We start from the raw sequence: 15,370 nt of genomic DNA, 5'->3' as shown, positions 1-15,370 counted from the left end.
TATCGGCAGTGATCCGGCAGGCAAGCGCACAATGCTCAAACTGTAGACGCGTTCAGGAACAAACGATGAAACACGCCCAGACACCTCCATCCAGGCACCCAACGCAGACAGACCCGCAACCGGCTTTGCTGGGGCAATTGCTATCGGGCGTACCCGAACTGGAATTCGCAGTACTGGTTGGCAGCCGTGCCCAAGGAACCGCACGCACGACAAGCGACTGGGATATTGCCCTTAAATGGCACCCGCAGGCTGACTGGCTTGCGCTGCTCGGCGCCCAGGAAAACCTGCGCCGAAGCATTGCAACTATCCTGGGCACCGCGCCTGAAGACATTGATCTGATCGACCTTCCCCGCGCCAACCTGGCCATGCGTGCCAACGCCGCGGAAGATGGGGTCGTGCTCAAAGGCGAGGACACCCTGGCCTGGGCGCGCTTCCTGACCCGGACCTGGCGTGAACTGGAAGACTTTTACTGGGAGCGCGCCCATGCGGCTTGACCTCTACCATGCAGAAACCGCGCGCATTGCCACAGAGCAATCGGCGTTGCTGGACGTGGCCAGGCAACGTTTGACGGAAGGCCTCATGCTGACTCCGCTTGAGCAAAATGGGGTGTTGCATGCCTTGCAGGTGCTTATTGAAAACGCTATCGGCAAGGCCAAGCAACTACTGAAAGCCAGCGGCGAAACCGTCCCCATCTCGGCTTACGATGCCTTCGCAGCCCTGGTGCGGCATGGCGAGATTGAGCAAGCGCAACTTCCCGCCTGGAACGCGGTAATCGGTCTGCGTAACCGCATCGTGCACGACTACATGAACATCGACATGACCAAAGTACTTGAGCTGGTCAGCCAGGGACGCCACGCGTTCGTAACCGAATTTTTACTGGCCCCGCCCATACCGAAGTCACCGCAATAATCGCGGCGGGCGCGCGTGTTGGGCTTCATTTCATTCAGCCCAACACACCAGACGCATAAGCCCATTCCTGGCAAGCGCAGTCCAATGCGTTGGGCTTGGCAGCCCAACCTACGGCCGGCCGCCTCACCCGCTGTTGAATGCGTTGGGCTTGGCAGCCCAACCTACGGCCGGTCGCCTCACCCGCTGTTGTAGGAGGGCCGCCCCCGGCCCGATGCCGTGGAGATTGCGACGGCGCGAAAATCGGCACGGGGGCGCCCCTCCTACAGGTCCGCGCTGCTGTGGGTGGCCGCCCCCGTGCCGGATGGCCTGCTCAACCCAACAAAACCCAGCCTCCCACCGCCACCCCCTACCCCAGCCACTCAAGAGTAAGGCGTCACTTTTTGGCACACCCCTTGCTAACATCTTCTGCATTTACAATAGCCACCCATGATCCCATCCGCCCCCATCACTCCAAGCGCACCACATCGCCCGCTCGTCGGCGGTGGGGCGGGGTTTATGGGTTCGCGCCGGCGTTGCGATGTCGTCATGGTTGACAACCGATCAACGGCATATCGCGACGTAGCAGCTAGCAATGAACCATTACCGCGAGTGGCCAAAGAATCTGCAGGCAGCCAGGCACTGCAGTGGAAACCCGCCCGATTTGATCTCAAAACCATTGTTGATGACGATTCGAAGCGGGAAAAGAAAACCGCTTCACAATCAGGCAATACCTAACCCCATGCTCACCATCGCCAAGAACCTCTACGACTACCGCGAACTGATGGCCACGCTGGCGTGGAAGAACGTCACCCTGCGCTACAAGCAGGCCTACCTGGGCATCGCCTGGGCCATCCTCAAGCCGGTCATGCTCATGCTGATCTTCACCCTGGTGAAGAGCTTCGTCGGCATCGAAAGCGGCGACATTCCCTATCCCATCCTGGTTTTCGCTGCGCTCATGCCGTGGACATTCTTTCAGGAATCCACGTCCGAAGGGGTCACCAGCGTCGTCGGCAACACGGCGCTGATCAAGAAAATCTACTTTCCGCGCGAGATCTTCCCCATCACCTCCGTCCTCACCAAGCTGGTTGAACTGGGCATCAGCTTTGTCATCCTGGCGGGGCTGATGGTCTGGTACCAGATGATGCCCAGCATTTACATCCTGTGGGTGCCCCTCATCATCGCCTACACCATCCTCGCAGCGCTCACCATCGCCTTCGCCGGCGCGGCCATCAATGTTTATTACCGCGATGTAGGTGCGGCCCTGCCGGTGATGCTCTCCCTACTGATGTACATTTCCCCGGTCATCTACCCCCTGCAACTGGTCAAGGACAAACTGCTGGTGCAGCAGGCCGCAGGCGAGTGGTCCGATACGCTCTATACCCTGTACACCCTCAACCCCCTGGCTGGCATCATCGATGCCTTCCAGAATGTCGTCCTGCGGGGGGCGCCGCCGGATCTGAACGCCATGATCCCGGGGGCAATCATGATCGTCATCCTGCTGCCGCTCAGCTACCTTTACTTCAAGCGCGCGGAAAGCTATTTCGCCGACGTCATCTGAGTACACGCCATGCCTGTCATCGAAGTCAGCCACCTCACCAAAGAATACCGCCTCGGGGCCATGCAAGGGCTCAAGCAGACCCTGCTCAACGCCGGAGCACGGCTCATGGGCAAAACGATACCCGAGCGCCCCCTCTTCAAGGCGCTGGATGACGTCAGCTTCGCCATCGAACCAGGCGAAGTTGTCGGCATCATCGGCCACAACGGTGCAGGCAAGTCCACCCTCCTCAAGATGCTGGCGAAAATCAGCACACCCACCCGCGGTTCGGTCATGGCCAACGGCCGTATCGCACCCCTCATCGAGGTGGGCGCCGGTTTCGTGCCGGACTTCACCGGGCGCGAGAACGTCTATCTCAACGGCGCCATCCTCGGCATGTCAAAACAGGAAATCGACAGGAAATTCGACGAGATCGTCGACTTCGCCGAAATGGCGGAATTCATCGATACTCCTGTCAAACGTTACAGTTCAGGCATGCAGGTCAAGCTCGCTTTCGCCGTCGCCACCAGCATCGAGGCCGAAATCCTGATCGTCGACGAAGTGCTGGCCGTCGGTGACCTGGCATTCCAGCGCAAGTGCTTCGACCGCATGGAAGACATCATCAAGAACCAGGGCCGAACCGTTCTTCTGGTCAGCCACAACATCAGGCAAGTAGAGCGCATCTGCAGCCGGGTCATCCTGATGGATCATGGCAAAGCCATCGCAGACGGCACGGCAACCGAGGTCTGTGAGCTTTTCTACCAGCAAAGCAATTCCAAAATCGAAGCCCAGGCGCATCAAGCCGCAGTAGCCAAGGTCTCTGGCTCCGGCGAGGTCACGATCGACTCCATCGACATACTCGACGACCACGGCCATGCCGTGAGCGAAATCGAGTCCGGCGAAAGGCTCCGCATCAGAGTCAGGTTCACGTTGTTGCATGACCTTGCAGGCCTTGAAATCGTGGCAGGCACCCACCGCACCGATTTTGTGTACATCAGCTCAGCCAGCACGCACGACTTCCTGCCGAACATGCCTTTCAGCCGCGGCGCGCATGAAATCGAATACATCGTGCCCAGCTTTCCGCTCGCCGCAGGCACCTACTCCGTTCGCCTCGTGTTTCTCGACAAGAACTGGCGCCATCTTTTCAACGGTGAATCCCTCAAGACCTTTACCGTCAAGGCGAAGCGCCTGGAATCGATGAACAGCCAGTGGAAAATGGTCGACCTGCCGACCGAGTTTCTTGTCGATGGCCAGCACTACGCCCTGCAACAAAAAACGGACGGCGCGTGTTGCGCAGTCAAATAGACCTGCATTGGTAGACCTGCATTGGATCGACCAGGAAAATCCAGATGACACTCTTCACCGGGACACTCGACGCCAATGCCCAGTGGGCCAGACTCTTCCTGGAGGGCAGCCGCAAGCTGGCCCCCGATCTGCCATGGCTCAAGCACACTGACACCCGATTGGGACGACTTGCGCTCACGCTTGACTCCGCCCCCCAAGCGCCCTATTCAACGTTTGAAGCCCCTTCAGGACAGTCAGTATTCGTCCTCGGCGACATCCTGCACACAACTCAATTGGACAATGCCACCTGGCTGCATTCTCAATGCCGGGAAAACGGCCCGGAAATGCTGGCGCGGCAGAATGGTTATCACCTGACCGGCATGATCGATGAGCACGAGACCATTTATCTCGCGGCCGACCAACTCGGCCTGATGCCAGTGTATTACTGGGGGGGAACCGATCACTTCTGCTTTTCCACGAGCCCCAATGCGTTCTGTTCCCATCCTGGCTTCACCGCAAAACCAGATCTCATGGGAATAGCTGGCATTCTTTTGACCATGCATGCGACCGCCAACCGCACCACATGGCAGGATGTCAAACGACTTCCGCCCGGCCACTTGTTGCGCTGGCGAAAGGGGGAAGGCATCAGGCTGTCCGATGTCAACTCGCTCAAGGCACATGACAGCTATTTCGGGTGGCCGCCATCACGCTGCCAGAACCTGATCCAGAACAGCTTCAACGAAGCCGTACAAAGACTCGACAAACTCGGTGAAACTTCCGTGCTCCTGTCAGGCGGCCTCGACTCGCGTTTAGTGGCCGGCTGCCTGCGTTGGCATGCTCGTTACAAAGTTCCCGTCGTTACCCTCGGTGAATCGACGGACTATGAAATGCAATGCGCGCGCCGGGTTTCGGCGAGCCTGGGCTGGTCCATGCACCCTGTTCCAGTGAATCTAGACGCCTATCCAACATGGGCGCCTATCCAGGCAAGATTGGAAGGCATGCAGTCCAGCTTCGTCGAATTCATGTGGTGGCAAGCTGCAGGCACTGTAAACAAGCTTAAACCCAGAATTATGACGGGCCTATTGGGCGACTCAGTGATGGGCGGAAGCCACCTTGCCGAAGGATTTAACAAGGATTTTTCTGAATACGATTTTCGCGCCCAGTTTAAAAGTGTGAATCGTCTTGGGTTCAAGGCAGAAGTAATCTCCAAGCTCATTGGACAACCAGGCCTTGCCGAAGCAATTGTAGAAGAGTTGCACAAGACTTGGTCTGGATACGACGGCATGTCATTCCAGAAGTGCTGGTTGTTCGACTTGCACCACCGCCAACGGCACCATGTTAGTGGGGCGGCATGGCGACTTTCATACGGGGCCTGGCCAACATACCCTTACGTTGACCTGGACTTACTGAACATTATGGCCGGCATGGCAGCGTCGGCCTTTGCCGAGCGCCTCGCCCAAATCAACATGCTGAGCAACAAGCTTCCCAGGTTGGCGGCTTTGCCGCTGGACCGGGGTGGGCCAGATATACGCCCATTGATATTCAGTCAAGCCTCGAAACTCCGACACATCATGCTTTCACGATTTGATTCCTGGAAATTCCCAGGGAAACAAATCGAGCGGCGACAGTTTGTTCGACATTACGATGTGAACAGCCAAGGTTGGCATGCTGTTCGGCAATTGGCCGAAAATTACCGCCCCTTAACGAGAGACCTGCTGGACGCCGAAACGCTTGAGGACATGCTACCTCGCCCCAGCACGCCTCTTGTTACCCCCGACCCAATTGTCGATGGCGCACGCTACAAAACCATGACCGGGTTGCTCCTGCAATTAGGCACTTTTAAAAACGGCCCAACACATGAACCGAATCACGACCGGGCCGGTTGCCCCCCGACCTGAGTGGCAGTTTGGGTAGTCTGAATACGTCAGTCCTACACTGGTCCTCATTTAACCCTGACAGATAAGGCCCTCTACGTTACAGAAAGCAATCATGCCTGAAGCCTTAGAGATCTCACTGGAACAAGAAACTGGCAATGAAGGTTTGCGTCGCATCTTGCGCCTCCACAAAACCGGTACGAGCCGGGATGATGATCATGAGTTTTTTTTCGATCTGATCGGCGACACAACCTCCACGACCCCATTGGTTTTGGATGGTTTTGTGTTTGGCGTCATATTCATCGCCATGCAATTGGGCCGCCCCGTGAAGGTACATGGAAGCCTGAGCCGGACCGCCTGTTTCAACCTGGCTGAGCTTCAGAGTGCCTGGGCATGCTGGAGACCACACAAATACCAGCGAGTCGAAATCGTTCCTGACGAAATCGTTGACTTCCCGGCTTTCGGTCACCCGCCCCGGGCCATTTCTGCATTTTCTGGCGGGGTAGATGGCACGTTCACGGCGATACGCCATAAACACAAGTTGTTAGGCAATGCCTCGTATCCCCTGACTGATGTGCTACTGGTGCATGGTTTTGACGTCCCGCTTGGCAAACCTGAAGCCTTCGATCTGCTGCTGCAGCGCATACGCCCCCTCGTCGATGAACTGGGCCTGGGCATGAAGGTGATCAGGACAAACCTGAAAGAGGCTTCGGGACAATATTGGGAAGACAGTTTCGGCGTCCAACTGGCGGCATGTCTACACAACTACTCACACGACTTTAACTACGCCTTGATGGGCAGCGGCGAGCCTTACTCGAACATTTTCTATCCATGGGGCTCAACCCCTGCTACCGATTACTTGATGTCCGGTGACCAGATGCAACTTGTTCTGGATGGCAGCGCCTACACGCGTACCGAAAAAATGGAGACACTGCGCCATCACCCCACCGCCCTGAAGACGTTAAAAGTATGCTGGGAGGGAAGCAATCAGGAACGAAATTGTGGGGTTTGCGAAAAGTGCATAAGAACGAAACTTAATCTCCTGGCTGTGGGGGTGTCAGACGCGCCCTGTTTCGATGAAGCGCTGGATCCAAAACAAATTTTATACATACGTCTAATAAACGATGCGCAACTACTCGAATTACAGACCATTTTTAATTATGTTGAGAAAAGGGGGGTTGAAGCCCCTTGGGCTGATAACTTAAAAAAACGTATAGACGCTTATACAAATAAAAAAAAGAAAAAGACTTTTCTGGAAAAAACCTTTCACAAAATATCTGAAAGGTTTTGATACCTCTGGTTTTTCTAAAACCTCTTTGGCAGGAAAAACATCCCATGCTCGACCAAATCAAGAAGTATGTAAGGCAGTCACTAGGCATTGGTAGCTCGATAGCCACAATACCCGATAACGTTAAGATCCTAATCGCACGCATTCGAGAAAAGAAACTTACCTACCTGCCTGATAAAAAACTGTTGAGTCTCGCCACCACATGCCAGAACATCGAAAAGAGAAAACTGGATGGCTTGTTCCTGGAAGCCGGCTGTGCACTGGGTGGCTCATCAATCTTGATGGCATCGATCAAATCAGATCAACGGCCCCTCCTTATTTATGATGTTTTCGGCATGATCCCGCCCCCTACCGATCAGGACACACAAGATGTACATGAACGATACAGAACAATTTCAGAAGGAAAATCGACAGGGATTGATGGGGATAGGTATTACGGTTACGAGGAAAATCTGTATGAAATTGTTTTGTCCAATTTCAGGGCATTCGATATTGATTGCGAAAAGAAAAACGTTCAGCTCATCAAGGGACTGGTGCAAGAGACCATGCGGATCAATCAACCTGTCGCCTTTGCTCACATCGATGTCGACTGGTATGAGCCTGTGATGACATGCCTGACACGCATCTTTCCGTATCTGGTCGTTGGGGGAAGCATTATTCTTGACGATTATCACGATTGGGGTGGCTGCCGGAAGGCAACTGACGAATATCTTCAAACCGTGCCGGGTGAATTCTTGCTGGATGACTCTGCAGGCTCAATGAAGATAACCAGATCAACATCCAAACCGGCGTGATACCCGATTAGCGAAATAGCATTCCCATGAAGCAAAAATTAGACATATTGCGTGCGCAAATAAGTCATGTTCTTGACCAGCTTATTCCCGTTAACTCCAGTTGCGCATTGATTGACTTCCCGCACCACGGAAATGTCGGGGACAGCGCTATTTGGTTAGGTGAGATTGCGTATCTCAAGAGCAGAAAATGCAAAATAAAATATATTTGCGATTGGAATAATTACAACCAGGCCGCTCTGCATGCTGCAGTTGGAAAAAATATTATCCTGCTGCATGGTGGTGGAAATTTCGGCGACCTATATCCAAATCATCAAAAACTGAGAGAAAAGGTAATCAGGAACTTTCCAGATAACCGGATTGTTCAATTTCCCCAGTCCATCCACTTCGCTGATGAGGGTAACCTAGCCCGATCGCAAGCCAACCTGTCGCGACACAAGGACTTTCACTTTGTTGTTCGTGACACGGTCAGCCTCCAACTTGCGCAACAGCACTACGTCAATCCGACTTATCTCTGCCCCGACATGGCGATGATGCTGGATTTGAAGCCCTTGCAATCACAGCTAAAAACATCGGATGCAGTCATCTTGTCGCGGACAGATGAAGAGAAAGCCGCACATCTCACATCCAAAGTGGGCACTGGAGTGAATAGTGTTGTGATGGACTGGCTCGACGAACCCGAGCCAAGGCAAAAATGGCTCTACGACTGGTCGCACCGGCGCCTTGGCTGGGGAAGCTCCAAAATACCGCCGTTCATTTTGAACAAGCTGGCGCTGGCGGCGGCAAATGCCATGGCAAGGCAACGCCTCGCGCGCGGGCTCGGTCTTCTAGGTCAGGGCAATGTGGTCGTCACAGATCGGCTCCACGCGATCATTCTCAGCTGGCTGGGTGAAACGCCGGTTTTCTTTGTCGACAACAACTACAACAAGCTGTCGAACTTCGTTGCCTCCTGGCTGGACAATACACCGGACTTGGTGCATTGCGCCAACTTCAGTGAGGCACTTGAGCGGGCCGGTGAAAAGATGGCTCCGGACTCCAACGCCATACCCCGACAAATCTCCACGTGTCCATGATTGAACTGGAACCCATACAAACATGAACAGCATCCCCGAAATATCCATCGTGATGTGCACGTTCAACCGGGCAATCATGCTGGGAGAAACCCTAGAAAGCTATGCTGAAATGGCGTCTAGCTGCACCAGCACGGCAGAACTCATAATCGTGGATAACAACAGCACGGACAATACGGAAATTGTCGCCCGATCTTTTCTGACCCAGCAGAAAAACATGGGTAGGTATCTATACGAGCCCACCGCCGGACTTTCGCATGCACGTAACCTGGGCATTACTGAAGCACGGGGCGAGATCGTTGCGTTCGTGGACGATGATGTGTTCTTCGAACCTGGCTGGACAGACGCTATCGTTCGTGCGTTTCGTGAACAAAAGGACACGGGCTGCGTAGGTGGCCATACAACGTCCTTTTTTGAGACGGGAATACCATCATGGATGCACCCCTCCTTTACTTACATGTACGGTTCTACCGACTCTGGGGAAAACCCCCACTGGATGGCATATCCAGAGCATCCATTTGGTGTGAACATGGCTTTTCGACGCACAGCATTGATGGAAGAAGGCGGCTTCGACACCAGGCTTGGGCGCATTCGTGACAATCTGCTTTCCAGTGAGGAATCCTTGCTATTCTGGCGCTTTTACCGGGCCGGAAGAGGTTGCTGGTTTGCTCCGGATGCAAGGCTCCGCCACAGAATTCCTGCCGACCGAACAACAGTTGAATGGGTTCTCAAACGAAGCTACTGGCAAGGCATATCGGATATTGTTTTTCAGCAAATAGTCGAGCCGAAACGACCTATCGCACTCATCGGCGACGCTATATTGACGGCCAACAAGTTGGTTCGGGCGCTAACGGGTGGAAAGTTGAAGCCGCACCATGTTTACTGGCACTACCGCGCGCAAATGTTTCATACCCGAGTATTTATGGCATTTCTGCGGGGAAGAATACGACAATTGTTACGAGAGGCCATATGGGGATCAAGCCAATGTTTTGAGGTGGAAAAAAAATACAAATGAATGCTGTCGGGGTTGCGCAGACAATTTGTTCACGGGCGCCCACGCCCCCCCCGTTGGCCGCCCCATACTTATGCACTTGCGCCAATGATTTCGATTTTCCCTTGAATGTCAAGATGGTTCATGACCACCCCGTAATAGAATGCGTCGCCGCCATGCTGGCGAATTACGCGACAGTGAAGGACGCCTTCTCCCATAACACCCGGCCCCTTTGCGGCAATGTAGCGCTAGCCGTTATGGGCCTGAGGCAGGAGCAAACTGACTTGGCCTCGCCTGCACCGCATTTGGTGCACTCGACCCTGGCGAACCAAGGCCGCCCGACAAAGCACGGTACGCGCGCATTCCTGGCACGTGTCCGCACTGCGCAAAATCTATGATTTCGCATACGGAAAAGATGAACACGCCAAGAGTCAGCGTCGTCATGGCTGCCTACAATGCGGCCGCCTACTTGGATGAGGCCGTGGTTAGCGTGTTAAACCAGACCATGCCGAATTTTGAACTCGTCGTTGTGGACGATGGGAGCACAGATGCGACCCCAGTCATCCTGGCACGCCTGGTGGCCCTTGACCCGCGCATAGTGGTCCATCACCAGACCAACAAAGGTATAGGCGGGGCCACCAACCAAGCATTAAAGCTTGCACGCGCCCCCTATGTCGCCATTCTTGACAGCGATGACACCATGGCGCCAGAGCGCCTGGCCATGCAAGCGGATTATCTGGATGCGCATGCAGACATTGCGGCTGTGGGTAGTCAATGGTTCACGATGAGCCCCCAAGGAGAAATTCTGGGAATAGACCGTCAATCCACTGCCCCGGACACGCTCTTTACGCTGATGTTTGCTTTTTTTGCCATGCACCATCCCACTATCATGGCGCGTAAAGAAGCCATCCTAGCTTGTGGCGCCTACAGCAATACGGTCAAGCAGGGGTGTATGGACTACGGCGTGTTTTTAAACCTTTTGCTGGCAGGGTATCGTATGATCAACCTGCCTTTTCTACTGACGCGCTGGCGCCTTAATCCAGGTGGCGCCACGTACGGCAATGCTCGTCTGCAGACCGAAGAGTGCTTGCGCATTCGCGCTCGAGCCTTCTTTCAAATAGATACACGGGACCGGCTTCGAGCAAACCAGATTGCACGGGACTTGGTCCGGGGCTTTCCAGCCGGAAGTTGGTTCGATGAGAAGTTGGCCAAATTGATTCCGGACGCTGAACCAAGCCCTGCCTTGGCGAGGTGGCGTGAACTTGCCGCGCAAGGCGATCTGCCTGATCTGGAAGTTCAATCCGTTGCGTGGTTACATGACGAGCTTGCGCATGCCGATGCGCTTGCCGAAGCACTGCAGCGCGCATCGCTGCCGTTTCTTGCCCGATTGATACGGGCAAAAAGCGGGCGCACAACGCCGTTTGTGGCGAGCCTGCCGAACCCTGAACAGGCCTTTAAAAATCTCGGGGAGAGCGGTCCCCTGTGTGCCCTGTCGGTTCTGCTACCCACTCAGGCGGACGACGCCGACTTGAACGGGCGCATTGGTACTGCCCTTGAGTCTTTGCCTGATGATGCCGAAATCCTGGTTTTTGCCACGGATGAAACGCGGCTGGAGCCAACGGAATGGCGACGTGATGCGCGCGTACATTTTTTGCCGCCTGTCCAGAATGTGGCTGAAGCATGGGGGCGTGCATGCGGCGTGGCGCGAGGACGTTATCTGGCCTGGCTGGAACCCGGCTTCCAGCATCACCCGGATTTTCTTGCTCAAAGCCTTTCGTTTCTGGATTCAAACCGCCACGCAGGCTTGACCTATGCGGTATCGGAAATCTATTACCCCGATGCGCTCGACCCCAAGGGCCAGCCCGTTAAAGACCCCGCGCCCGAACCACGCTGGTGCCAGGAAACCTTGCTGGGCAAAGATCGCGGTCGCCTGAGTTGCATGGTGGCGCGGCGTGAATTGCTGCTTGATTTGCCCCTCAACCTGGCCGAGACCGGTCGGGTGACGACTTGGGCGCTGGCGCGTTGCCTGTTAATTCGACATCGCCCGCATTTGCTGAGCCTGCGAAATTGTGAGTTTGCGCCGCCCATACGCTTGGGGAATAACATCCAGGCAACGCTGAATCAGCGTTTGATCTTATGGTTTTTTGATGCCGGCTTGGGAAGTATTCCATCCGAATATGCGTGGGCGGATTTGCACCCTAATCAAGTCCGGCAATGCCTGAACCGGCTGGATGTCGAACTGGCACGCGGGAACTTGTGTGCGCATCCAGGTAATTTTGGCTTGCTGCTGCACTTCATCTTGCGCTTTAGCCCGGTGCCCCTTACCCGCGCAAGCTTTAGATACATTCTGCGCAACTATCCAACGCAAGCTCTCGATGCGCTGCGCCAACAGCGCCCTTTTCAAGCTCAACTGGGCTTGGCTTGGTGGGCTATGAACAAGGTCTGGCATAAGCTTACCGGCAAGAATCAGATCTTTGGGGCCGTAGCGAGACCATGAAAATTCTGCACGTTTTTCACCATTCGAATCTAGTAAACGGTGTCGATTGGACGACCTTGACGCTGCTGCGCACCTTGCGCAAACAAGGCGTTGAAGTTTTGGCCATGGTGCCGCAAGTTGGCGATGTCACCGCCGCCCTGGATAAATTGGGTGTGAACTATCGCGTGGCTAATTTAGGATGCTGCACCGGCTCCGCCAAGATGGCGGAGCTGGCCTATCTAAGCCGGGCTGCAGAACGCGCGGTTGAAATCGAGGCCTGGATACGCCAGGAGCGGATCGACCTGGTACACCTGAACACTGGGCACCTGCTCGATGCCGCCATTGCCGCCACGCGCGCAGGCGCTGCAGCAGTCTGGCATATCCATGCGCCTTTCGAGATCGATTTGGAACGCTATTCGGGTTTCATGGCGCCGGAAGGCTACGCATGGCTGCTAGGGGAACTAGGCAGTCATGTCATCGCCGTATCGGACGACGTACGCGCAAGTCTACTAATCCATCTCCCGGCGAATAAAGTCAGTACGCTTTACAACGGAATCGATATTGAAGACCTGGAGCAGCGCGCGCGCCTACCCTCCAATTCGATTCGTCAGGATCTCGGGCTTGCGCCCGATACGCCGCTGGTGCTCGGGGTGGGGCGGATTTCGGCGCAGAAGGATTTTGCCACTTTTACGCGCGTTGCCCATCGGGTCGTGAAGGCGCATCCAACCGCATGTTTTGCCATTGCCGGCCCGGCTGAGGACAAATCACTGGCCGATGCCTTGCAAAAACAAATTACCGAATTGGGGCTTAGCCGCAGCGTGTTCATTCTGGGCGCTAGAAACGATGTGCCGGCTTTGTTGGCGCAGTGCGATGTGTTTCTTTCTACCGCGACATTTGAAGGCCAAGGCCTTGCGGCACTGGAAGCCATGACACTCAACAAGCCTGCTGTCGCGATGGATTGCGTGGGCCTACGTGAATGCATCCAGAGCGAGGTCGATGGTTTGCTGGTGCCGCTAGGTGACGAGGATGCCTGTGCGTCAGCTATCTTGCGCGTGCTCTCCGATAAAGCGCTGGCCGCCCGCCTGGGTGTCCGTGGCCGCGAAAGCGTGCAGGCGCACTATTCGGCTGCGGCATATGGCAGCGGGTTCCTGCAGATCGCGCAACGCGCGGTAGAAGATAACCAGCCCGGCAGGAATGCGGCGGCGGCAAGCTTTGCGCTGGGTTTGCTCAACGAAATCCGCGAAGCGCACGGAAGACTCTTGAAATCGGATCGCGCGCCGAAAAGCATGCGTACACTGATACGCAGCCGCTTACCAAATCTCTTCAATAAAATACGTTAATCGCAGCCAATCTTGATCGATCCTCTTTCAAAACTTTTGCACGCGGGTGCAGGCCAACATGGCCCAGTGATGCTGATGTATCACTCTGTCGTGCCAGGTGCTGGCAGACCTGCCTGGCCTTGGGCCGTGTCGATGCAAGCATTTCGTGAGCAGCTGGATTTTCTGGCCGCTGAGGGCTATGCCACGCCGACGATGGGCGAACTTGTCGCCGCGCCGGGATTGACCGGCCCCGGTCGAACCGCCGTGATCACCTTCGACGATGGCTATATCGATAACCTCGCTGCCTGCGATGAGCTTCAGCGGCGCGGCATGCGTGCGACCTGGTTCATGGTTACCGGCTCACTCGGCAAAGAGCCTGCATGGCCTGCAGATGGTCGCCCTGGCGGCCGCCTGCTTAACGCTGCAGAACTACGCAAGATGCAGGCCGCCGGTATGGAAATCGGCTCGCACACGGTCAGTCACGCCCGCCTCACCGAAGTCGATGACGACCGCCTGCGTGTCGAGTTGGTGGATTCGAAAATCGCACTGGAGAATGCGCTTGGCACTGCGGTTGGCAGCTTCGCTTACCCATACGGCGACTGGGACGAGCGCTGTGAGACGTTCGTTAAAAATGCGGGTTACGCCGCCGCCTGTACTACTGGCACTGGCTGGACCTTTTACGAACAAACACCGTACCGGCTGCGCCGGCTCACCGTTTTCAATACCGATACGGCCAGTAGCCTGGCACGCAAGCTGGCGTTCGGCAGCCACGATGTCAGTTGGCCGGCATTAGCGGGATATTGGAAGCGGCAACTGGTAGCGCGTTTCCGCAGTTGAGCATGAGCGATCCGGCGCCGGCAGTTTCGATCATCATGCCCTGCTACAACGCAGTGGCGCATCTGCCAGGCAGTGTCGGCAGCGTGTTGGCGCAGACGTTCGCCAACTGGGAATTGATCGCCATGGATGATGGCTCCAGCGACGACACCTTGGCTTGGCTGCGCGCACAAACCGATTCCCGCTTGCACGTTCATACCCACGCAAATTGCGGTGTGAGTACAACGCGTAATGCAGGTTTGGCGCTTGCTCGCGGCGAATACATTGCCTTTCTCGATGCTGACGACACCTGGGCTGCCAATTTTCTGGAAAAAATGCTGGCCGCATTGCAGCCCCGCCCCGATGCGGTGCTGGCCTACTGCGGCTGGCAGAATCGCGGCTTGCCGGGCGGACGCGACGAACCGTTCGTGCCGCCGGACTACGAGAACGACGCAAAGGGCGAAACCCTGTTTGCCGGCTGCCGCTGGCCGATCCACGCCGCGCTGGTCAAGCGCGAGGCGGTGTTGGCCGCTGGCGGTTTCGATACCCGGCTTAAAAATGCCGAGGACTATGCACTATGGCTGCGGATCGCGACCACCGCACCCATCGTCCGCGTGCCGGAAGTACTGGCGTTCTACCATTTTCACGGTAGCGCACAGGCTTCATCCAACAAGGCGCGCGCCGCCCTGCACCACCTGCATGCGCAGCAACACTATCTTGCGCAGCACCCCGATTTTCAGGCATCACTGGGCAAAAAACGGGCGCGCTTCCTGACGCACGGAGAATTGCTCAAGCGCGGCTATGACTGCTACTGGCAACGCGACCTGCCGGCCGCGCGGCAAATTTTTCGCACGGTAATGAAACAAGGCTATGGCACACTTGCCGATTGGAAATACATGCTGCCCGCCTGGCTGCCCGAATCCTGGCACCGCAGACTGATCGGGATACTCGACCGAAAGGCACCGACTACCGATGGACAACTTTAATTTCCGCGCTGATCCCTGCCGTCATGCCCTGCACAACGCCGCAGCGTGCGGCCTCC

Annotated in this window: 13 protein-coding genes; all 13 read left to right on the top strand. The window is 55.8% G+C overall.

The window, feature by feature from the left end:
* Positions 1-65 precede the first annotated feature (65 nt).
* On the top strand, positions 66-494 hold the full coding sequence (gene mntA, locus ABW22_RS06480; RefSeq protein WP_162264474.1) for a type VII toxin-antitoxin system MntA family adenylyltransferase antitoxin: 429 nt from the start codon (positions 66-68) through the stop codon (positions 492-494).
* Complete coding sequence (gene hepT / locus ABW22_RS06475; RefSeq protein WP_059753506.1) at positions 484-909, top strand: type VII toxin-antitoxin system HepT family RNase toxin; 426 nt, start codon at positions 484-486, stop codon at positions 907-909. The genes mntA and hepT overlap by 11 nt, the downstream gene beginning before the upstream one ends.
* Positions 910-1,627: 718 nt before the next feature.
* Complete coding sequence (locus ABW22_RS06470) at positions 1,628-2,446, top strand: ABC transporter permease (protein WP_059753503.1); 819 nt, start codon at positions 1,628-1,630, stop codon at positions 2,444-2,446.
* 9 nt (positions 2,447-2,455) lie between these two features.
* Positions 2,456-3,727, top strand: a complete 1,272-nt coding sequence (locus ABW22_RS06465) for an ABC transporter ATP-binding protein (RefSeq protein ID WP_059753502.1) — start codon at positions 2,456-2,458, stop codon at positions 3,725-3,727.
* Between the two features lie 44 nt (positions 3,728-3,771).
* Positions 3,772-5,604 (top strand): asparagine synthase-related protein, encoded by a 1,833-nt coding sequence (locus ABW22_RS06460; RefSeq protein ID WP_059753498.1) that lies wholly within the window; start codon positions 3,772-3,774, stop codon positions 5,602-5,604.
* A gap of 91 nt (positions 5,605-5,695) precedes the next feature.
* Positions 5,696-6,871, top strand: a complete 1,176-nt coding sequence (locus tag ABW22_RS17255) for a hypothetical protein (protein WP_157648569.1) — start codon at positions 5,696-5,698, stop codon at positions 6,869-6,871.
* Between the two features lie 44 nt (positions 6,872-6,915).
* Entirely contained in the window at positions 6,916-7,662 is a 747-nt protein-coding gene (locus ABW22_RS06445) for a TylF/MycF/NovP-related O-methyltransferase (RefSeq protein WP_082708590.1), read from the top strand.
* A gap of 26 nt (positions 7,663-7,688) precedes the next feature.
* Positions 7,689-8,732: a polysaccharide pyruvyl transferase family protein gene (locus tag ABW22_RS16730; RefSeq protein WP_082708588.1), complete on the top strand. Its 1,044-nt coding sequence runs from the start codon at positions 7,689-7,691 to the stop codon at positions 8,730-8,732.
* A 22-nt stretch (positions 8,733-8,754) separates the two neighbouring features.
* Entirely contained in the window at positions 8,755-9,744 is a 990-nt protein-coding gene (locus tag ABW22_RS06435) for a glycosyltransferase family 2 protein (RefSeq protein ID WP_059753485.1), read from the top strand.
* Positions 9,745-10,114: 370 nt separating this feature from the next.
* Positions 10,115-12,217 (top strand): glycosyltransferase, encoded by a 2,103-nt coding sequence (locus ABW22_RS06425; RefSeq protein ID WP_059753479.1) that lies wholly within the window; start codon positions 10,115-10,117, stop codon positions 12,215-12,217.
* The gene (locus tag ABW22_RS06420) at positions 12,214-13,536 is read left to right on the top strand and encodes a glycosyltransferase (protein ID WP_059753474.1); all 1,323 of its coding nucleotides are present in this window, start codon (positions 12,214-12,216) and stop codon (positions 13,534-13,536) included. The genes ABW22_RS06425 and ABW22_RS06420 overlap by 4 nt, the downstream gene beginning before the upstream one ends.
* Positions 13,537-13,548: 12 nt before the next feature.
* Entirely contained in the window at positions 13,549-14,352 is an 804-nt protein-coding gene (locus ABW22_RS06415; protein ID WP_059753470.1) for a polysaccharide deacetylase family protein, read from the top strand.
* A gap of 2 nt (positions 14,353-14,354) precedes the next feature.
* Complete coding sequence (locus tag ABW22_RS06410; protein ID WP_059753466.1) at positions 14,355-15,314, top strand: glycosyltransferase; 960 nt, start codon at positions 14,355-14,357, stop codon at positions 15,312-15,314.
* Positions 15,315-15,370 lie beyond the last annotated feature (56 nt).

Origin of the sequence: Thiobacillus denitrificans (genome assembly GCF_001530125.1) — a bacterium.
Classification (GTDB): Bacteria; Pseudomonadota; Gammaproteobacteria; order Burkholderiales; family Thiobacillaceae; genus Thiobacillus; species Thiobacillus denitrificans_C.
This window is presented reverse-complemented; position numbering and strand designations above follow the sequence as displayed.

What these genes read in the sequence shown, in the direction of transcription:
- ABW22_RS06420 (WP_059753474.1), top strand. Translation starts at nt 12,214, where the DNA reads ATGAAAATTCTGCACGTTTTTCACCATTCGAATCTAGTAAACGGTGTC.
- ABW22_RS06410 (WP_059753466.1), top strand. Translation starts at nt 14,355, where the DNA reads ATGAGCGATCCGGCGCCGGCAGTTTCGATCATCATGCCCTGCTACAAC.
- ABW22_RS06470 (WP_059753503.1), top strand. Translation starts at nt 1,628, where the DNA reads ATGCTCACCATCGCCAAGAACCTCTACGACTACCGCGAACTGATGGCC.
- hepT (WP_059753506.1), top strand. Translation starts at nt 484, where the DNA reads ATGCGGCTTGACCTCTACCATGCAGAAACCGCGCGCATTGCCACAGAG.
- ABW22_RS06460 (WP_059753498.1), top strand. Translation starts at nt 3,772, where the DNA reads ATGACACTCTTCACCGGGACACTCGACGCCAATGCCCAGTGGGCCAGA.
- ABW22_RS06465 (WP_059753502.1), top strand. Translation starts at nt 2,456, where the DNA reads ATGCCTGTCATCGAAGTCAGCCACCTCACCAAAGAATACCGCCTCGGG.
- ABW22_RS16730 (WP_082708588.1), top strand. Translation starts at nt 7,689, where the DNA reads ATGAAGCAAAAATTAGACATATTGCGTGCGCAAATAAGTCATGTTCTT.
- mntA (WP_162264474.1), top strand. Translation starts at nt 66, where the DNA reads ATGAAACACGCCCAGACACCTCCATCCAGGCACCCAACGCAGACAGAC.
- ABW22_RS06435 (WP_059753485.1), top strand. Translation starts at nt 8,755, where the DNA reads ATGAACAGCATCCCCGAAATATCCATCGTGATGTGCACGTTCAACCGG.
- ABW22_RS06445 (WP_082708590.1), top strand. Translation starts at nt 6,916, where the DNA reads ATGCTCGACCAAATCAAGAAGTATGTAAGGCAGTCACTAGGCATTGGT.
- ABW22_RS17255 (WP_157648569.1), top strand. Translation starts at nt 5,696, where the DNA reads ATGCCTGAAGCCTTAGAGATCTCACTGGAACAAGAAACTGGCAATGAA.
- ABW22_RS06425 (WP_059753479.1), top strand. Translation starts at nt 10,115, where the DNA reads ATGATTTCGCATACGGAAAAGATGAACACGCCAAGAGTCAGCGTCGTC.